Raw genomic sequence first — 18370 nt, 5'->3', positions numbered from 1 at the left:
CCGGCTCCTGTACAGTCTCTTCTCGCAGCGCAACGCAGGAATAGCGCAGCGAAACCTGGTCCTGTGGAGCAGTTTGGAGTGCTCGCCACCCTGTCAAGGTGGAGGCCGCGGGTTCAAATCCCGTCAGGACCGCATTGAAACGAAGAAGGCCCGCCCCGCGAGGGAGCGGGCCTTCTTCGTTCCCTCTGGCAGGCCTCCAGCGCGCACTCCGCCGAGACGCGGGCCCTGACGGCCCCTCACAGCGCTTCAAGAGCGTCCGGCATCCCAAATCCGCCTCCGGCTCGTATACGGCCCTCCTGGCGCCGCTGGCGCCCTTGACGGCGTCACATTCGGTCGGTACCCCAGGAGTCAGGGCACTGTTTCCGGCACGGCCCCCGGAGGTGGCGTATGGCGACATCGGCGAGGCACGAGACGCGGGCACTGCTCCGCGCGCACCTGTCGGCCGCGTCGTCGTACCGCCACCTGACCCGGCACTGTCCGATCTGCCACCAGCTCCTGCGGCTGGCGATGCAGGGAGCCGGCCAGGAGGACCGGAGTGAGGGGACCGGGCGCGTCGAGGACGAGAGTCCCTCGCCCGCGTGACCCTCGGCGGCCCCAACACCCGTACGCACGTGGGGCGCTGGAACGCGTGGCTCCACTAGCGCACATACGCCAGGGGCAACAAGTAGCCTGGCATGTGACGGGAGTCACCGCATGAGTTTTTGAAACTGCGGAACTTACCCCGCCCCTACAACCGGTCAATTTAATATGTGCAATTGCACTGCCGTCGAAGGGTGCCTCACAGCCGTTCCGACACCCCTCCCCAGACTCCGACAAGCCCGCTCACAGGCCGGTCCGGCACGCTGGGCCACGCGCACAAAAAAGATCGCGCTGGACCCGGCGGAGTCCAGCGCGATCGACGACGCACCCTGTGACATCTGAAGAGCTTGGGCGAGGAGCCTGTTGGGGCAGGATCCGCGTCGCTTGGAGCTAGGGTTTCGGGCCGCCCGGCAGGTTGGGGGACCTGCCGTTTTGCCCGGTTATGCAGTTGTTCAGGCCTCGCTGCGCTGCTGCGGGATGCCCGCGAGCAGGGCGCGGACCTCGGCCTCGCGGTAGCGGCGGTGCCCGCCGAGCGTGCGGATGGAAGTGAGCTTGCCGGCCTTCGCCCACCGCGTGACCGTCTTGGGGTCGACGCGGAACATGGTGGCGACCTCAGCCGGGGTCAGCAGCGGCTCGGCATCAGGGGTGCGAGCGGTCATGAGCGGCCTCCTCGGGAGAACCGAACCTTCTCGGTTCTTTCCTCTAAATTCTGCACCTTGACCCGCGTTGCCCGAAATGGCGGACGCGAGTCGAGTCGGTTATAGGACGAACGGCTTGTCCTCGGCACTACAACTACACCATCTGTCCAGCCGCGTCGGCCAAACCGATGGAATTGCCCTCCCAGGTGTTCATCAGCGACGGAAGCCGATGGACCATGCCATAGCGGACAGTCACGCCACTGTGACGATCAGTCACAGGGCGATCAGGAGGCACCAGACCCCCCAAAGCGTGCAATGCTGAGATTCCACCCACAGTGGAGCACAGCGGGGCGGACAGAGTCCTCCCCGGACTCCTTGTCCTATTTTGGCACGAGGAGGGGCAAGCGGCGCAAGGGTGGTGTACGTGCGGTCCGTCACCCTTGACACCTGTCGCCACATACGCCCGGATCGGGACCTACGCCCCTTCTTGACGATCCGTAAGGTGTCCTGCGTCACCCACTGCGGCTCGGGACCCGGCCCGGCTCTCAGTTCGCCGAACGCAGGTCCCGCACCGAACGCCAGCGCGCCACGAGCCGACCGTACGCCTCGCCCGCGGCGACCCCGTCGCCCTCGCGCAGCGCCTCGATGCCGGCGGCGACGTCCGCCGCCGAGTGGTCGTCCTCCAGATCGCCCGCCGGCAGGGCGTGCACCAGCCCGCCGTAGTCCAGTTCGACCAGCGAGCGCGGGTGGAACTCCTCCAGCCAGCGCCCCACGTCGAGCAGGCCGTCGATGAGCGGCCCCTCGTCCATGGCCTCCTTCAGGGTGCGCAGGCCGCGTGCCACCCGGCGGCGGGCCTGCACCATGGGCGTGCGGTAGCGCAGCACCGGCGCGGTCTCCTCCGACGCGCCCCCGGAGCCCTTGGCGTACTCCCGCTCCTCGTCGGTGACCAGCACGAACCAGTGCAGCGGCACCTGCCAGGTCGCGGTGCGGATCCAGGGGCGGGCGTCGGGGTTGCGGGCCAGCCAGCGCTCGTAGTCCTGGGTCGCCTGGTGGCGCACGACCGGCGGCAGCACCGCGTCCAGGACCGTCGCGGGAAGCTCCTCGGCGAGATCGCCGAGGGCCTGCCAGCCGCGCAGCCGGGTGCGCCACGGGCAGACCACCACCACTCCGCCGGCCTCCAGCACGAACGCGTCGCCGCTCTCGTGCACCGGCACCGGGACGGGCGGGGTGGGCACCAAGTCGGCCAGGGAGCGCCGGAGTTCGTCCTGGTACGAGGGGCGGTGGGGGCGGCGGGCGTAGCGCTCCCAGTGCCCGCGCTCCGGCTCCGGGAAGGCGGCCAGCGGTTCGTACACGCGCAGGTATGCCGCGTACGGGACGATCACCGAGGACACCTTGGGCACGCCTGCTCCCTCCCCCGCGGGGCGCCGGGGAAAACTGCTGAACCCGCCGACAAAGCCGCGGGAAATCTATGCAAATCGTCGCACGGTGGTACTCCGGGAGGAGGTGATCCTGAACACTGTCCGTTCGGCGGGGCCGGCAGGCTCTACTCTCGTGCTCACAGCCCCCGCCACCCGCACGGGAGCTGATCCCCACCCGCCGTTCTTCACCTCAGGAGTCACCACAGTGACCGACGTAACCGACGGCGTCCTGCACACCCTGTTCCAGTCGGACCAGGGGGGTCATGAGCAAGTCGTGCTGTGCCAGGACCGCGCCAGTGGCCTGAAGGCCGTGATCGCCATCCACTCCACCGCTCTGGGCCCCGCCCTCGGCGGTACCCGCTTCTACCCGTACGCCACCGAGGAAGAGGCCGTCGCCGACGCGCTGAACCTCGCGCGCGGGATGTCGTACAAGAACGCCATGGCCGGGCTGGACCACGGCGGCGGCAAGGCCGTGATCATCGGGGACCCCGAGAAGATCAAGACCGAAGAGCTGCTGCTCGCCTACGGCCGTTTCGTCGCCTCCCTCGGCGGCCGGTACGTCACCGCCTGTGACGTGGGCACGTATGTCGCCGACATGGACGTCGTGGCGCGCGAGTGCCGCTGGACGACCGGGCGGTCCCCCGAGAACGGCGGCGCGGGCGACTCCTCCGTGCTCACCGCCTTCGGTGTCTACCAGGGCATGCGGGCCAGCGCCCAGCACCTGTGGGGCGACCCGTCCCTGCGGGGCAGGCGGGTCGGCATCGCCGGCGTCGGCAAGGTCGGCCACCACCTGGTGGAGCACCTGATCGCGGAGGGTGCCGAGGTCTTCGTGACGGACGTGCGCGAGGACGCCGTGCGCCGGATCACCGAGCGGCACCCCGGCGTGGTCGCGGTCGCGGACACCGACGCGCTGATCCGGACCGAGGGCCTGGACATCTACGCGCCGTGCGCGCTCGGCGGGGCACTGAACGACGACTCCGTGCCGGTGCTGACCGCGAAGGTGGTGTGCGGCGCGGCCAACAACCAGCTCGCCCACCCGGGTGTCGAGAAGGACCTCGCCGACCGCGGGATCCTGTACGCGCCGGACTACGTGGTGAACGCCGGCGGTGTCATCCAGGTGGCCGACGAGCTGCACGGCTTCGACTTCGACCGGTGCAAGGCGAAGGCGGCGAAGATCTTCGACACCACGCTGGCCATATTCGCACGTGCGAAGGCAGACGGGATTCCGCCGGCCGCCGCGGCCGACCGGATCGCCGAGCAGCGGATGCACGACGCCGCGGCGGCACGCGGACGGTGAGGTTCCGGGCGCGGTTCCACAGGGTCGACGCGCGGGTTTGAGCGGTACCTGCCGGTGGGCACTTAGAGAGAACTCTCACTTCCACCGGCGGGTCGTCCGCCGATAAGTGGTTAAAATCGCCACTGACCAGCGAGGACGGGGCGCCTCGAAGGTCCTGGGCGCGGGCACGTCATGCGGGCGACGTACCGTATGGGCGCGGGCTCAGGTACCGTGGAAGCCCTACGGACGGGCTCTCTGAGGAGAGACCGTTCTAGATCATGAACGCGTGTCAACCTGGGGCCGTCGAGCCCCGTCGTTGAGGGGGTCGAGCCATGGGGCGCGGCCGGGCCAAGGCCAAGCAGACGAAGGTCGCCCGCCAGCTGAAGTACAACAGCGGTGGGACGGACCTCGCACGCCTGGCCGAGGAGCTGGGCGCATCGACGTCGAACCAGTCGCCGAACGGTGACCGCTTCGAGGACGATGAGCATGACGACGACGACCTGTACTCCCGGTACGCCGACCTCTACGACGAGGACGACGACGAGGAGGACGAGGACGACAACTCCTCGCAGCAGCGTCGCGGCGCTTGACCTTGCACTGAGTATCAACCCGGTCGGTGACCTCGGTCACCGACCGGGTTCTGTGCTGCCCGCAGGGCCTCAGCCCGCGTAGTCACCCACCAGGGCCGCGCCCGTCTCGTGGTCGCCGCGGTCGGTGATCTCGCCCGCGATCCAGGCGTCGACACCGCGGTCGGCCAGCGTCGCCAGGGCCACCTCGGTGGACTCCTCGGGAACGATGGCCATCATGCCCACGCCCATGTTGAGGGTCTTCTCCAGCTCCAGCCGCTCGACCCGGCCGGTCTTCCCCACCAGGTCGAAGACCGGGGCCGGGGTCCAGGTGGACCGGTCGACGACCGCGTGCAGCCCGTCCGGGACGACCCGGGCCAGGTTGGCGGCGAGGCCGCCGCCGGTGATGTGGCTGAAGGCGTGCACCTCGGTGGTGCGGGTCAGGGCCAGGCAGTCCAGCGAGTAGATCTTCGTCGGCTCGAGCAGCTCCTCACCGAGGGTGCGGCCCAGCTCGTCGATCCGCGCGTCCAGGGACAGGCCGGCCTGGTTCAGCAGCACGTGCCGGACCAGGGAGTACCCGTTCGAGTGAAGACCGGAGGCCGCCATGGCGATCACAGCGTCACCCTTACGGATACGATCCGCGCCGAGCAGCCGGTCCGCCTCCACGACGCCCGTACCGGCGCCGGCGACGTCGAAGTCGTCCTCACCCAGCAGGCCCGGGTGTTCGGCCGTCTCACCGCCCACCAGGGCGCAGCCGGCCAGCACACAGCCTTCCGCGATGCCCTTCACGATGGCCGCCACCCGCTCGGGGTGGACCTTGCCGACGCAGATGTAGTCGGTCATGAACAGCGGCTCGGCACCGCAGACGACGATGTCGTCCATGACCATCGCGACCAGGTCGTGGCCGATCGTGTCGTACACGCCCAGCTGCCGGGCGATGTCGACCTTCGTGCCCACGCCGTCGGTGGCGGAGGCGAGCAGCGGGCGCTCGTAGCGCTTGAGGGCGGAGGCGTCGAAGAGGCCGGCGAAACCGCCGAGGCCGCCGAGGACCTCGGGGCGCTGGGTCTTCTTCACCCACTCCTTCATCAGCTCGACCGCACGGTCGCCCGCTTCGATGTCGACGCCCGCGGCTGCGTAGCTGGCACCAGTTGTCTCAGACATGACTTTGAGAACCTTCGTGTCGTACGTCAGGTAACGCGGACGGCTACGGGCGACGGATGGCGTCGGCGGCGGCCGTGGCGGCGGGACCGGCGGCGAGCTCGGTCTCCAGAAGCTGCTTGCCCAGCAGCTCGGGGTCGGGCAGCTCCATCGGGTACTCGCCGTCGAAGCAGGCGCGGCACAGGTTCGGCTTGGCGATGGTGGTCGCCTCGATCATGCCGTCGATGGAGATGTACGCCAGCGAGTCGGCGCCCAGCGAGGTGCCGATCTCGTCGATCGTCATGCCGTTGGCGATCAGCTCGGCGCGGGTGGCGAAGTCGATGCCGAAGAAGCAGGGCCACTTCACCGGCGGCGAGGAGATCCGGATGTGGACCTCGGCGGCGCCGGCCTCGCGGAGCATGCGGACCAGGGCGCGCTGGGTGTTGCCGCGCACGATCGAGTCGTCGACGACGACCAGGCGCTTGCCCTTGATGACTTCCTTCAGCGGGTTCAGCTTCAGGCGGATGCCGAGCTGCCGGATCGTCTGCGAGGGCTGGATGAAGGTCCGGCCGACGTACGCGTTCTTGACGAGACCCGCGCCGAACGGGATGCCGCTGGCCTCCGCGTAGCCGATGGCCGCGGGAGTGCCGGACTCCGGGGTCGCTATGACCAGGTCGGCCTCGACGGGGGCCTCCTTGGCGAGGCGGCGGCCCATCTCGACCCGGGAGAGGTACACGTTCCGGCCGGCGATGTCGGTGTCCGGGCGGGCCAGGTACACGTACTCGAAGACGCAGCCCTTGGGCTTCGCTTCCGCGAATCGGGAGGTGCGCAGGCCGTTCTCGTCGATGGCGACGAACTCGCCCGGCTCGATCTCGCGGACGAAGCTCGCGCCGCAGATGTCGAGGGCGGCGGTCTCGGAGGCGACCACCCAGCCGCGCTCCAGGCGGCCGAGGACCAGCGGGCGGATGCCCTGCGGGTCACGGCCGGCGTACAGGGTCTGCTCGTCCATGAAGACGAGGGAGAAAGCGCCACGGACCTTCGGCAGGACCGTGTGGGCGGCTTCCTCGATGGTCAGCGGCTTGCCGTCCTCGTCGACCTGGGCCGCGAGCAGCGCGGTGAGCAGGTCGGTGTCGTTGGTGGCCGCGACGCGGGTGGTGCGCCCGTTGTTGTCCTTGGGCAGCGCGGCGACCATCTCGGCCAGCTCGGCCGTGTTCACCAGGTTGCCGTTGTGACCGAGCGCGATGGAACCGTGCGCGGTGGCGCGGAACGTCGGCTGGGCGTTCTCCCACACGGAGGCGCCGGTGGTCGAGTAGCGGGCGTGTCCGACCGCGATGTGACCCTGGAGCGAACCGAGTGAGGTCTCGTCGAAGACCTGGGAGACCAGGCCCATGTCCTTGAAGACGAGGATCTGGGAGCCGTTGCTGACCGCGATTCCCGCGGATTCCTGACCCCGATGCTGGAGGGCGTAGAGCCCGAAGTACGTGAGCTTGGCGACCTCTTCGCCCGGAGCCCAGACACCGAAGACGCCACACGCGTCCTGGGGGCCTTTCTCACCGGGGAGCAGGTCGTGGTTGAGTCGTCCGTCACCACGTGGCACGCCACCGAGTGTAGGCGAGGTCGACCACTGGTCCGAATTGGGGAATGCCTGATCAGCGCCGCCGCAGTGGATCACTCGGCTGCGACGGCAGTCACGCTCTCGCCGTTTTCGCTGGTCAGAGTGAGGGTGCGGTGATCGAGGCGGTACTCGACGGTGCCGTCGAAGAGCCGCAGGAGCCGCTTTTCCGTTTTCATGAGTGAGGCGTCGCACATCATTCGGGTCGTGGACGGCGTGCCCAACGTGATATTTCCGTCGCGTACGGTCGCGGTGGCGTTCACCTTGTTGCAGCCGAGGCGTCCGGTGACCTTGCCGTCCTCGTCGAAGGTGAGGTGGGCCTCGGCGTCCTCCGGGAGGGACTGGGCGACGCCCTCGGCGCCGAGTGCCGTGACGTTCCAGCGGGTGCCGAGCAGGGGCGCGTCGGGCACCTTGCTGAGCCGCACGGTGTCGCCTCCGTCCGTGGTGAGGGTCAGCCGGTCCTTGGTCGTGCGCGCCTTCAGCGCGCCGTCGGCGAGCGTGCGGGCCAGGGTCTCCTCGAACTTCATCGGCTTCTCCTCGCAGCCCATCTCGGTCACCGAGGTGTCCTCCAGCCGGATCCGGTCGCCGTCGAAGGAGGCCTTGGCGTTGAAGTGGTTGCAGCCGAAGTTGCCCTGCGCCTTGCCGCCGTCGTCGATCGTGACGAACGCGCCGGTGGGGGCGTCGTGCTCGGTCCCGTCGACGGTCACGCCGTCCACGGACCAGTGGACGCCGGTGACCCCGCCGACGGTGTTCCCGGCGCTGCCTGCGTCGTCTCCGGCCTTCTCGGTGCCGCAGGCCGCCGCGAGGGGCAGCAGGGCGAGGACGGCGGCGGTGAGGGTGATGCGGTGCGTCTGCCTGTACATGCCGCTTCGACGGGGCGGGTGGGGTGATCGGTTCCACGCCTACGACAGGATCGGCAGCAGCCCTCCGAGGTCCGCCCGCTCCCCGCTCGCGCTGACCTTCGCCTCCTCCAGCGCCTCGGCCCAGGCCAGGCGGCCGGTCGCCAGCCGGATCCAGGTCAGCGGATCGGTCTCGACCACGTTGGGCGGGGTGCCGCGGGTGTGCCGGGGGCCTTCCACGCACTGCACGACGGCATAGGGCGGAATCCGCACCTCCGTCGACCCTCCGGGCGCCTTGGCCGCCAGCGCGTCCGCCAGCAGCCGCGTACAGGCGGCGAGGGCCTGGCGGTCGTACGGGATCTCCAGGCCCGGCACGGCGGCGTTCAGGTCGTCGGTGTGGACGACGAGTTCGACCGTGCGGGTGACGAGGTAGTCGTCGAGCGGCATGGCGCCCGTGCGCGCCGCGAGCAGCCGGGTGCCGGGGGCGCCGGCCAGGGCCTCGGTGAGGCGCTGCCCGGTGCGGGCGTAGAGGGCGTCCAGGTCGGGGTTGGCCTCGGCCAGCCGCCGGGTGCCGTCGGCGATGTCGGCGGCCCGGTCGGCCGTCGCGAAGGGCCACTCCAGCAGGGTCAGCTCCGCCTTGGCCGGCTCGTCCCGCTCCAGACTGCGGCTGACCGTCTCCAGGGCCATGGTCACGTGCGCGGCCAGGTCCCTGACGGTCCAGTCGCCGAGCCGGGTCGGCGACGCCAACTGCTCCGCGTCGAGGGTGCGTACGGCCTGCCGTACCTGCTCGAACTGGGCGAGGACCGCGGCGCGGGTCTTGACGGGGTCGTAGCTGCGGGTGCGCTTCTTGGCCGGCATGAGGGTGAGCCTAGGGGGTGTCTCGCCGATCATGCCGGGCTCGCGGCGCCTGGCACCGCACCTCGCCGCGTTGTCGTCGGTCCCCGATTCCCCCAAGCTCTCGGCTCCGCTCGAGCAGGGGGGACCCCCATCGCATCGGCTCCCTCCTCCGCCTTGCGATGCACGGCACCAGACGCCGCTCCCTGATCCGGCCTGATCGACGAGACACCCCCTAGGCCAAGGCAGGCGAAGGCCCCGCCCGGTTTTTCGACCGGCCGGGCGGGGCCTTCGTACGGCCTGTGATCAGGCCAGGAGCGCCGGGATGGTGCTCTCGTGGGCGGTGCGCAGCTCCTCCAGGGAGAGGCTGAACTCGCCCTGGATCTCCACCGTGTCGCCGTCGACGACACCGATGCGGGTGGCCGGGAGGCCCCGGGCGCCGCACATGTCGTTGAAGCGGACCTCCTCCGAGCGGGGGACGGCGACGACCGCGCGGCCGGCCGACTCCGAGAAGAGGAAGGTGAACGCGTCCAGACCGTCCGGGACGATCAGGCGGGCGCCCTTGCCGCCGAGCAGCGCCGACTCGACGACCGCCTGGATCAGGCCGCCGTCGGACAGGTCGTGCGCCGAGTCGATCATGCCGTCGCGGGAGGCGGAGATCAGGATCTCGGCGAGCAGCCGCTCGCGCTCCAGGTCCACCTGCGGGGGCAGGCCGCCGAGGTGGTCGTGGACGACCTGGGACCAGGCCGAGCCGCCGAACTCCTCGCGCGTGTCGCCGAGGAGGTACAGCAGCTGGCCCTCCTCCTGGAAGGCGACCGGCGTGCGGCGGGCGACGTCGTCGATGACGCCCAGCACGGCGACGACCGGCGTCGGGTGGATGGCCGCCTCGCCCGTCTGGTTGTAGAGCGAGACGTTGCCGCCGGTCACCGGGGTGCCGAGCTGCTGGCAGGCGTCCGCCAGGCCGCGCACGGCCTCCGCGAACTGCCACATGACCGCCGGGTCCTCGGGGGAGCCGAAGTTCAGGCAGTCGGAGACGGCGAGCGGCTTGGCGCCGGTCGTCGCCACGTTGCGGTAGGCCTCGGCGAGGGCCAGCTGCGCGCCCGTGTACGGGTCGAGCTTGGCGTACCGGCCGTTGCCGTCCGTCGAGATGGCGACGCCGAGGCCGGTCTCCTCGTCGATGCGGATCATGCCGGAGTCCTCGGGCTGGGCGAGGACCGTGTTGCCCTGCACGAAGTGGTCGTACTGCGACGTGATCCACTTCTTGGAGGCCTGGTTCGGGGAGGCGACCAGCTTCAGGACCTGGTCCCTCAGCTCCTCCGAGGTCTCCGGGCGCGGCAGCTTGTTCGCGTCGTCCGCCTGGAGCTCGTCCTGCCAGGACGGGCGGGCGTACGGGCGCTCGTAGGTCGGGCCCTCGTGGGCGACCGTGCGCGGGTCCACGTCGACGATCTTCTCGCCGTGCCAGAAGATCTCCAGACGGTCGCCGTCGGTCACCTCACCGATGACGGTGGCGATGACGTCCCACTTGTCGCAGATCTCGAGGAAGCGGTCGACCTTCTCCGGCTCGACGACCGCGCACATGCGCTCCTGCGACTCGCTCATGAGGATCTCCTCGGGCGAGAGAGTCGAGTCACGCAGGGGGACGTCGTCCAGGATGACGCGCATGCCGCCGGAGCCGTTGGACGCCAGCTCGCTGGTGGCGCAGGAGATTCCGGCGGCGCCCAGGTCCTGGATGCCGACGACGAGCTTCTCCTGGAAGGCCTCCAGGGTGCACTCGATGAGCAGCTTCTCCTGGAAGGGGTCGCCGACCTGCACGGCGGGACGCTTCGAGGGCTTCGCGTCGTCGAAGGTCTCGGAGGCCAGGATCGAGGCGCCGCCGATGCCGTCGCCGCCCGTGCGGGCCCCGTACATGATGACCTTGTTGCCCGCGCCGGACGCCTTCGCGAGGTGGATGTCCTCGTGCCGCATGACGCCGATGGCACCGGCGTTGACCAGCGGGTTGCCCTGGTAGCAGGAGTCGAAGACGACCTCGCCGCCGATGTTCGGCAGGCCGAGGCAGTTGCCGTACCCGCCGATGCCGGCGACGACCCCCGGCAGCACACGCTTGGTGTCGGGGTGGTCGGCCGCGCCCATGCGCAGCGGGTCGACGACCGCGACCGGGCGGGCGCCCATCGCGATGATGTCGCGGACGATGCCGCCGACACCCGTGGCCGCGCCCTGGTAGGGCTCGACGTACGACGGGTGGTTGTGCGACTCGACCTTGAAGGTGACCGCGTAGCCCTGGCCGACGTCGACCACACCGGCGTTCTCGCCGATGCCGACGAGCATCGCGTCGGACTGGGGGGCCTTCTCGCCGAACTGGCGGAGGTGGACCTTGGAGGACTTGTACGAGCAGTGCTCGGACCACATGACCGAGTACATGGCGAGCTCGGCACCGGTGGGCCGGCGGCCGAGGATCTCGACCACGCGCTCGTACTCGTCCTTCTTCAGGCCGAGTTCGGCCCAGGGCAGCTCGACGTCGGGGGTCGCGGCCGCGTGCTCGACCGTGTCCAGAGGCGTCCGGCTCATGCGTTGACCAGCTTCTTGAGGATCGAGGTGAAGAACGGGAGGCCGTCGGTGCGGCCGGTGCCGATCAGCGGCTCCACGGCGTGCTCCGGGTGCGGCATCAGGCCCACGACGTTGCCCGCCTCGTTGGTGACGCCGGCGATGTCGCGGAGCGAGCCGTTGGGGTTGAAGTCCACGTAGCGGAACGCGACGCGGCCCTCGGCCTCCAGCTTGTCGAGCGTGTACTCGTCGGCGACGTACCGGCCGTCCATGTTCTTCAGCGGGATGTGGATCTCCTGGCCCGCCGCGTAGTCGGTCGTCCAGGCGGTGTCCGCGTTCTCCACCCGCAGCTTCTGGTCGCGGCAGATGAAGTGCAGGTGGTCGTTGCCGAGCATCGCGCCGGGCAGCAGGTGCGCCTCGGTGAGGATCTGGAAGCCGTTGCAGATGCCGAGGACCGGCAGGCCGGCTTTCGCCTGCTCGATGATCGTGTCCATCACCGGCGAGAAGCGGGCGATGGCTCCGGCGCGGAGATAGTCGCCGTACGAGAAACCGCCGCACAGCACCACGGCGTCGACCTGCTTGAGGTCCTTGTCCTTGTGCCAGAGAGCGACGGGCTCGGCGCCTGCGAGACGGATCGCCCGCCGGCTGTCCCGGTCGTCGAGAGAGCCCGGGAAAGTGACGACGCCAATACGAGCGGTCACTTGACGGCCTCCGCGACTTCCTCGATCCGGACGGTGAAGTCCTCGATCACGGTGTTGGCGAGGAAGGATTCCGCAAGATCGTGGATGCGGGCGAGCGCGGCCTCGTCGACGGGCCCGTCAACTTCCAGTTCGAATCGCTTTCCCTGACGTACATCGGAGATGCCGTCGAAACCCAGCCGCGGCAGTGCGCGCTGCACCGCCTGGCCCTGGGGGTCGAGGATCTCCGGCTTGAGCATGACGTCGACTACGACGCGTGCCACTGGCACTCCCGGTGTGTGGTGCTGAGCAGGTTCCTTCAGACTACCCGCACAAAATTTCTACGCGAGTAGAGTTGTAGGAACCTACGGAACGATCGTCACGATCCGGCATCGGAGCCACCCCTTCACGAAAAGTTCAGGGAAAGATCCCGGATCGACCCGGGATAGCTAGTGCGCCGGGACACGCGGGGAGATTTAGTCGGGCTTCACATTGCTTTGCCAGGCACTGTACAAATGAATTGGCAATAGCCGACACTCGGCACGTCATCGCAGATGAGCTGCATTGAGGTGCCGCACGAAGGGACCGATATTCGTGGCGCAAAAGGTCGTGGTCACCCTCTTTGACGACATCGACGGCTCGGAAGCGGCGGAAACGATCGCCTTCGGACTCGACGGCAAGTCGTACGAGATCGACCTGAATGAAGCCAATGCCAGGAAACTGCGTAAGGCGCTCGCGCCCTACGTGGAGGCCGGCCGCAAGCGGTCGAAGTCGGGCAAGGCCTACAAGCAGACCGAGGTGGCCCCCGACCCGGCGGCGGTACGCGCCTGGGCCCAGGCCAACAAGATGGACGTGCCCGCGCGCGGCCGCATCCCCAAGAAGGTCTACGAGGCGTTCACCGCCGCGCAGTGAGCCGTTGCCGTGGGCCGTCGGTGCCGTCCGTGCCGTGCGCGCCGGCCCCGCGCGCCCCGCGCGTGGCGAGCCCGCCGACGGCCGCTCAGCCGCCCCTCACGGCAACCGACTTGCGCAGCACCCCCGCTGATCAGCTAGAGTCTGGAGCACGCCGAGGGGCGAGGCCGAAAGGCCCGGCTCACGGAGTACATGCGGGTGTAGTTCAGTAGTAGAACATCCCCCTTCCAGGGGGAAGGCGCAGTGTGCAATTCCTGTCACCCGCTCTGCACCGCCGTACGGACCACTCTTGTGGATCAGGTAGGCTGGTGCTCGCGCCGGTCAGTGAGAGCTGATCGGAGGCAATGCGGACGTAGCTCAGTTGGTAGAGCGCAACCTTGCCAAGGTTGAGGTCGCGAGTTCGAGCCTCGTCGTCCGCTCCAGTCACCAAGGCCCTGGTCATCGACCGGGGCCTTCGGCGTATGTCCCACGTATTGCGCGATCTCTCTGACATTTGTCATGTCCGCCTATGACAGCGCGCACTGCCGAACGGCCCCGGCCGCCGGGACGCTGAAGTCATGAAAACCGACGAACACGAGCACGTGATCGAGGTCACCGACCTCAAGCGTGTGTACGGGGGCGGGTTCGAAGCCGTGCGCGGGATCACGTTCAGCGTGACCCGCGGTGAGGTCTTCGCGCTGCTGGGCACCAACGGCGCCGGCAAGACGTCCACGGTCGAGCTGCTGGAAGGGCTCGCCCCGCCGACCGAGGGCCGGGTGCGGGTGCTCGGGCACGATCCGCACGGCGAGCGGGAGGTCGTACGGCCGCGCACCGGTGTCATGTTGCAGGAGGGCGGGTTCCCGGCGGAGCTGACCGTCGCCGAGACCGTACGGATGTGGGCGGGCTGCACCAGCGGCGCCCGGCCCGTCGGCGAGGCGCTGGAGGCCGTCGGGCTCGGGAAGCGGGCCACGGTGCGGGTGAAGCAGCTGTCCGGCGGTGAACGGCGGCGGCTGGACCTGGCGCTCGCGCTGCTCGGCGACCCCGAGGTGCTGTTCCTCGACGAGCCGACGACCGGACTGGACGCCGAAGGCCGCCGCGAGACCTGGGACTTGGTGCGCGCGCTGCGCGACGGCGGTACGACCGTGCTGCTCACCACGCACTACCTGGAGGAGGCCGAGCAGCTGGCCGACCGGCTGGCGATCCTCCACGAGGGGCGCATCGCGGCGAGCGGCACCCCGGACGAGGTGACCGCGGCCCAGCCGTCCCGGATCTCCTTCGAACTGCCCGAGGGCTACTTCCTCGGCGACCTGCCCGCCCTCGGCGAGCTGGGCGTCGTCGGCCACGACGTCGACGGCAGGACCGTACGGCTGCGGACGTACGAGTTGCAGCGGGCGGCCACCGGCCTGCTGGTGTGGGCGCGGGACGCCGGGGTGGAGCTGCGGCGGCTGGACGCGCGGTCCCCGTCGCTGGAGGAGGCGTTCCTGGGGATCGCCGGGCGGGCGTCGGCCCTCGCGGCGCACGAGGAGGGGGCAGGCGTATGAGCACCACGACTGTCGCGGGGCGGATGGGCGCGCTGGCGCGGGCCGAACTGACCCTGCTCGGACGCAGCAAGGCCACACTCGTCACCGCGTTGCTCGTGCCGCTGGCGCTGCCGTTCAGCGTGCGCGGCGCGGTCGACGAGATGGACCTCGAGGGCGCGGGGCTGACCGTCGGCACCGTGATCCTGCCCGCCGCCGTCGGCTTCTCCCTGCTGTTCGCCGTCTACGCCTCCCTCACCACCGCCTACGTCACCCGCCGCGAGGAGCTGGTGCTCAAGCGGCTGCGCACCGGTGAGCTGCGGGACCGGGAGATCCTGGTCGGCGCCGCGCTGCCGGCGTCCGGGATCGGGCTCGCGCAGTGTCTGCTGGTCGCGGTGGGCAGTGCGGCGGTGCTGGACGTCGGTGCCCCGTCCGCGCCCCATCTCGCCGTGGCGGGCGTGCTGTTGGGGATCGTGATGTGCGGGGCGCTGGCGGCGGTCACCGCGGTCTTCACCAGGACCGCGGAGAGTGCCCAGGTGACCGGGCTGCCGATGATGTTCGTCTCCATGCTGGGCTCCGGCATCACCGTCCCGCTGGAGGTGCTGCCCGACGGGCTGGCGTCCGTCTGCGAACTGCTGCCGCTGACCCCGGTGATCGCGCTGGTGCGGGGCGGCTGGACCGGGGACCTCTCCGGCTCCGAGGCGCTGGGCGACCTCGCCACCGCGCTGGCCTGGACCGCACTCGCGGTGTTTGCTGTACGGCGGTGGTTCCGCTGGGAGCCGCGACGCTGACGGACGGGGGTGGCGGGCAGGTGTCCGGGCCGGGGAGATGGTGGCGGCGCAAGAGCACGCCGGCGAAGGTCGAGACGTACACGCGGTGGTCGTTCCACTTCTTCGCGGTGGCCGAGGTCGCGGTGTTCGGCCTCCCGGCCCTCGGCGAGGTGCCGCTGCCGTACGCGCCCTGGGTGTGCCTGATGGTGTGCGCGCACGCGGCGTTCGGCGCGGTGGTGGGCAGCCGGGCGCTGGACTGGACGCGCGGGCGGCGGGCGCAGCCGCTGCGGCTGATGTCGGCGTTCGGGGTGACCAGCGCGGTGTTCGCGGTCGTCGTGCTCTGGCTCGTCGACCGTGGCCCGGGCGGTGAGGGCACCGCATCCGCACTGGGCTCGGTGATCGGCGGTCTGCTCTTCTTCGGCGTCGGGATGATCACTCTCGGCCTCCGCAGCAGACGCCGGGTGTCTGCGCTGGTGCTCGGCGTCGCGGCGGGCGTGGGCGTGATCTCCATGGCGCTGGGGGCCGGTATGGCCGCGCTGGTCACGGCGCTGGCGGCGCTGCTCGGCACCGGCTTCTTCGCCATGACCTCGGTGTTCTCCGTCTGGCTGCTCAACGCCGTCTACGAACTCGACGAGGCCCGCGAGACCCGGGCCCGGCTCGCCGTCGCGGAGGAGCGGCTGCGGTTCGGGCGCGACCTGCACGACGTCATCGGCCGGAACCTCGCGGTCATCGCCCTGAAGAGCGAACTGTCCGTGCAGCTCGCCCGGCGGGGGCGGGAGGAGGCCGTCGAGCAGATGATCGAGGTGCAGCGGATCGCGGCGGAGTCGCAGCGGGAGGTGCGGGACGTCGTACGCGGCTACCGGGAGGCCGACCTCGGCGTCGAACTCGTGGGCGCTCAGGGCGTCCTGAAGGCCGCCGGGATCGAGTGCGAGGTCACCGGGGAGGCGGCCGGACTGCCCGCCGAGGTGCAGTCGGCGCTCGCCTGGGTGGTGCGCGAGGCCACGACGAACGTGCTGCGGCACGGAGACGCCCGGCGGTGTTCCGTGGGGCTGCTGATGTCCGAGGGATGTGTGGTGCTGACAGTGGAGAACGACGGCGCCGAGACCGCCGCCGGAAGCGGCGGCGGAGGCACCGGCCTCGCGGGGCTGCGGGAGCGGCTGCGGGCGGTGGACGGCACGCTGGAGGCCGGGCCGGCCGGGACCGGGAAGTTTCGGGTGGTGGCGAGGGTGCCGGTGGGGGAGGCCGTGGCCGGCAACGCCGTTGCCTGTGCGCCCGTGGCCGTGGACGCCGACGACGGGGAGGCCGTAGTCGGGGACGCCGTTGCCTGTGCGCCCGTGGCCGGGGACGCCGACGACGGGGAGGCCGTAGTCGGGGAGCGGGGGGCCGCGGCGTGAGTGTGCGGGTGCTGCTCGCCGACGACGAGCACCTCATCCGGGGGGCGCTGGCCGCGTTGCTCTCGCTCGAGGACGATCTGCTCGTCGTCGCGGAGGCGGCGAGCGGGCCGGAGGCGCTGGCGATGGCGCGGGCGCACGCGCCCGACGTGGCGGTGCTCGATCTGCAGATGCCGGGCGCCGACGGTGTGAAGGTCGCCACATCGCTGCGGACGGAACTGCCCGGCTGCCGGGTGCTGATCGTGACCAGTCACGGGAGGCCCGGGCATCTGAAGCGGGCTCTCGCGGCCGGTGTGCGGGGGTTCGTCCCGAAGACGGTCAGCGCGCAGCGGCTCGCCGAGATCATCCGGACCGTGCACGCCGGAAACCGCTACGTGGATCCGGAGTTGGCCGCCGACGCGATCTCCGCCGGGGACTCGCCGCTCACCGCGCGCGAGGCCGAGGTGCTGGAGCTGGCCGCCGACGGGGCGCCGGTCGCGGAGATCGCCGAGCGGGCCGTGCTGTCCCAGGGGACGGTCCGGAACTACCTCTCGTCGGCCGTCTCGAAGCTCGGCGTGGAGAACCGGCATGCGGCGGTGCGTCTCGCACGCGAGCGAGGTTGGGTATAGTTGCTCTCGCGCCACGGCGCAACGCGGACGTAGCTCAGTTGGTAGAGCGCAACCTTGCCAAGGTTGAGGTCGCGAGTTCGAGCCTCGTCGTCCGCTCCAGTCACCAAGGCCCCGGTCACCGACCGGGGCCTTCGTCGTGTCAGCTCCAGGTGAGACCCGTCAGGCGCTCGTACGCCTCCACGTACTTCGCCCGGGTCGCGTCCACGACCTGCTGCGGCAGCGCGGGCGGCGGCTGCTCGCTCCTGCGGTCCCAGCCGGACTCGGCGGAGGTCAGCCAGTCGCGCACGAACTGCTTGTCGTACGACGGCTGCGCGCGGCCCGGCTGCCACTGGTCGGCCGGCCAGAAGCGGGAGGAGTCCGGGGTCAGCACCTCGTCGGCGAGGATCAGGGTGCCGTCCTCGTAGCCGAACTCGAACTTGGTGTCCGCGAGGATGATGCCCCGGTCGCGGGCGATGTCCCGGGCCCGGGAGTAGACGGCGAGGGTCGCCTGGCGCAGCTGGGCGGCGGTCTCGGCGCCGACCTGGCGGGCGACCTCCTCGTAGGAGACGTTCTCGTCGTGCTCGCCGACGGCGGCCTTGGTCGCCGGGGTGAAGATCGGGGCGGGCAGCTCCGAGCCGTCGGTGAGGCCTTCGGGGAGGGCGAGGCCGCAGACCGTACGGGACTCGTTGTACTCGGCCAGGCCGGAGCCGGTGAGATACCCGCGGGCCACGCACTCCACCTGGACCATCCGCAGCGACTTGCACACCAGGGTGCGGCCCGCCCAGTCGGCGGGGGCGCCCTCGGGCAGCTCGGTGCTCAGGACGTGGCTGGGGGCCAGGTCGGCGAGCTGGTCGAACCACCACAGGGAGAGCTGGGTGAGGACCCGGCCCTTGTCGGGGATCTCGGTCGGCAGCACCCAGTCGTAGGCGGAGATGCGGTCGCTGGCGACCATCACGAGGTCGCCCGCCTCGTTCTGGTACAGGTCGCGCACCTTGCCGGTGTGCAGATGCACCAGACCCGGAACCTGGAGCGGCTCGGGCTTTTCGACGAATCCGGACACGGTTCCTCCCCGTGGTTCTGTCCAATGGCTCGATTCTCCC

At 70.3% G+C, this 18370-nt stretch carries 18 protein-coding genes and 4 tRNA genes; 12 read left to right on the top strand and 10 right to left on the bottom strand.

Features of this window, described 5'->3' with window-relative positions; translation table 11 throughout:
• The first annotated feature begins 57 nt into the window (after positions 1-57).
• Together AMK31_RS37120 and AMK31_RS37115 are read left to right on the top strand one after the other, a co-directional pair.
• A tRNA-Asp gene (locus AMK31_RS37120) sits at positions 58-132 on the top strand.
• Between the two features lie 255 nt (positions 133-387).
• Positions 388-582, top strand: a complete 195-nt coding sequence (locus tag AMK31_RS37115; protein ID WP_073945157.1) for a DUF6274 family protein — start codon at positions 388-390, stop codon at positions 580-582.
• A 449-nt stretch (positions 583-1031) separates the two neighbouring features.
• Here AMK31_RS37115 and bldC read toward each other — a convergent pair whose 3' ends face one another.
• Both bldC and AMK31_RS37105 read right to left on the bottom strand, forming a co-directional pair.
• Entirely contained in the window at positions 1032-1238 is a 207-nt protein-coding gene (gene bldC / locus AMK31_RS37110) for a developmental transcriptional regulator BldC (RefSeq protein WP_003949541.1), read from the bottom strand.
• Positions 1239-1762: 524 nt separating this feature from the next.
• Positions 1763-2617 carry a hypothetical protein gene (locus AMK31_RS37105; protein ID WP_073945156.1) on the bottom strand — a complete coding sequence of 285 codons (855 nt, stop codon included), beginning with the start codon at positions 2615-2617 and terminating at the stop codon, positions 1763-1765.
• Between the two features lie 223 nt (positions 2618-2840).
• Between AMK31_RS37105 and AMK31_RS37100 the strand changes: the two genes are divergently transcribed.
• Positions 2841-3932 carry a Leu/Phe/Val dehydrogenase gene (locus AMK31_RS37100; protein ID WP_073945155.1) on the top strand — a complete coding sequence of 364 codons (1092 nt, stop codon included), beginning with the start codon at positions 2841-2843 and terminating at the stop codon, positions 3930-3932.
• 311 nt (positions 3933-4243) lie between these two features.
• Entirely contained in the window at positions 4244-4501 is a 258-nt protein-coding gene (locus AMK31_RS37095) for a DUF3073 domain-containing protein (RefSeq protein WP_073945154.1), read from the top strand.
• A gap of 69 nt (positions 4502-4570) precedes the next feature.
• On the opposite strand, the gene purM is transcribed toward AMK31_RS37095, so the two are convergent.
• The 7 genes from purM to purS all read right to left on the bottom strand — a co-directional run bounded on the left by purM (position 4571) and on the right by purS (position 12401).
• Complete coding sequence (purM, locus tag AMK31_RS37090; protein ID WP_073945153.1) at positions 4571-5638, bottom strand: phosphoribosylformylglycinamidine cyclo-ligase; 1068 nt, start codon at positions 5636-5638, stop codon at positions 4571-4573.
• Between the two features lie 43 nt (positions 5639-5681).
• Positions 5682-7211 carry an amidophosphoribosyltransferase gene (gene purF / locus AMK31_RS37085; protein ID WP_073945152.1) on the bottom strand — a complete coding sequence of 510 codons (1530 nt, stop codon included), beginning with the start codon at positions 7209-7211 and terminating at the stop codon, positions 5682-5684.
• 71 nt (positions 7212-7282) lie between these two features.
• A complete protein-coding gene (locus tag AMK31_RS37080; RefSeq protein WP_073945151.1) occupies positions 7283-8089 on the bottom strand; it encodes an META domain-containing protein in 807 nt (268 codons plus the stop codon).
• A 39-nt stretch (positions 8090-8128) separates the two neighbouring features.
• Entirely contained in the window at positions 8129-8923 is a 795-nt protein-coding gene (locus AMK31_RS37075) for a maleylpyruvate isomerase family mycothiol-dependent enzyme (RefSeq protein ID WP_198948659.1), read from the bottom strand.
• A gap of 282 nt (positions 8924-9205) precedes the next feature.
• A complete protein-coding gene (gene purL, locus AMK31_RS37070; RefSeq protein ID WP_073945149.1) occupies positions 9206-11464 on the bottom strand; it encodes a phosphoribosylformylglycinamidine synthase subunit PurL in 2259 nt (752 codons plus the stop codon).
• Positions 11461-12141, bottom strand: coding sequence for a phosphoribosylformylglycinamidine synthase subunit PurQ (gene purQ, locus AMK31_RS37065; protein WP_073945148.1), 681 nt, complete (start codon positions 12139-12141; stop codon positions 11461-11463). The genes purL and purQ overlap by 4 nt, the downstream gene beginning before the upstream one ends.
• Positions 12138-12401: a phosphoribosylformylglycinamidine synthase subunit PurS gene (gene purS, locus AMK31_RS37060; protein ID WP_073945147.1), complete on the bottom strand. Its 264-nt coding sequence runs from the start codon at positions 12399-12401 to the stop codon at positions 12138-12140. Before purS ends, purQ begins: the two co-directional genes overlap by 4 nt.
• A 310-nt stretch (positions 12402-12711) precedes the next feature.
• Here purS and AMK31_RS37055 point away from each other — a divergent pair, with 310 nt between their 5' ends.
• The 8 genes from AMK31_RS37055 to AMK31_RS37020 all read left to right on the top strand — a co-directional run bounded on the left by AMK31_RS37055 (position 12712) and on the right by AMK31_RS37020 (position 17390).
• Positions 12712-13029 (top strand): histone-like nucleoid-structuring protein Lsr2, encoded by a 318-nt coding sequence (locus AMK31_RS37055; RefSeq protein WP_073945146.1) that lies wholly within the window; start codon positions 12712-12714, stop codon positions 13027-13029.
• Positions 13030-13220: 191 nt separating this feature from the next.
• Positions 13221-13292 (top strand) — tRNA-Gly (locus tag AMK31_RS37050).
• An 80-nt stretch (positions 13293-13372) separates the two neighbouring features.
• Positions 13373-13448: transfer RNA gene (locus AMK31_RS37045), tRNA-Gly, on the top strand.
• Between the two features lie 135 nt (positions 13449-13583).
• The gene (locus tag AMK31_RS37040) at positions 13584-14546 is read left to right on the top strand and encodes an ABC transporter ATP-binding protein (RefSeq protein ID WP_073945145.1); all 963 of its coding nucleotides are present in this window, start codon (positions 13584-13586) and stop codon (positions 14544-14546) included.
• Complete coding sequence (locus AMK31_RS37035) at positions 14543-15313, top strand: ABC transporter permease (protein WP_073945144.1); 771 nt, start codon at positions 14543-14545, stop codon at positions 15311-15313. Before AMK31_RS37040 ends, AMK31_RS37035 begins: the two co-directional genes overlap by 4 nt.
• Before the next feature lie 20 nt (positions 15314-15333).
• Positions 15334-16686 carry a sensor histidine kinase gene (locus tag AMK31_RS37030; RefSeq protein ID WP_079187099.1) on the top strand — a complete coding sequence of 451 codons (1353 nt, stop codon included), beginning with the start codon at positions 15334-15336 and terminating at the stop codon, positions 16684-16686.
• Positions 16683-17291, top strand: a complete 609-nt coding sequence (locus AMK31_RS37025) for a response regulator transcription factor (protein ID WP_073945142.1) — start codon at positions 16683-16685, stop codon at positions 17289-17291. The genes AMK31_RS37030 and AMK31_RS37025 overlap by 4 nt, the downstream gene beginning before the upstream one ends.
• A 23-nt stretch (positions 17292-17314) precedes the next feature.
• Positions 17315-17390: transfer RNA gene (locus tag AMK31_RS37020), tRNA-Gly, on the top strand.
• Positions 17391-17430: 40 nt separating this feature from the next.
• Here the strand turns inward: AMK31_RS37020 and AMK31_RS37015 are convergent.
• Entirely contained in the window at positions 17431-18330 is a 900-nt protein-coding gene (locus AMK31_RS37015; protein WP_073945141.1) for a phosphoribosylaminoimidazolesuccinocarboxamide synthase, read from the bottom strand.
• Between the last annotated feature and the right edge of the window lie 40 nt (positions 18331-18370).

This window comes from Streptomyces sp. TSRI0107, assembly GCF_001905845.1.
In the GTDB taxonomy this organism is placed as follows: Bacteria; Actinomycetota; Actinomycetes; order Streptomycetales; family Streptomycetaceae; genus Streptomyces.
The sequence above is the reverse complement of the archived record's forward strand: the minus strand, read 5'-3'. Positions and strand labels throughout refer to the sequence as shown.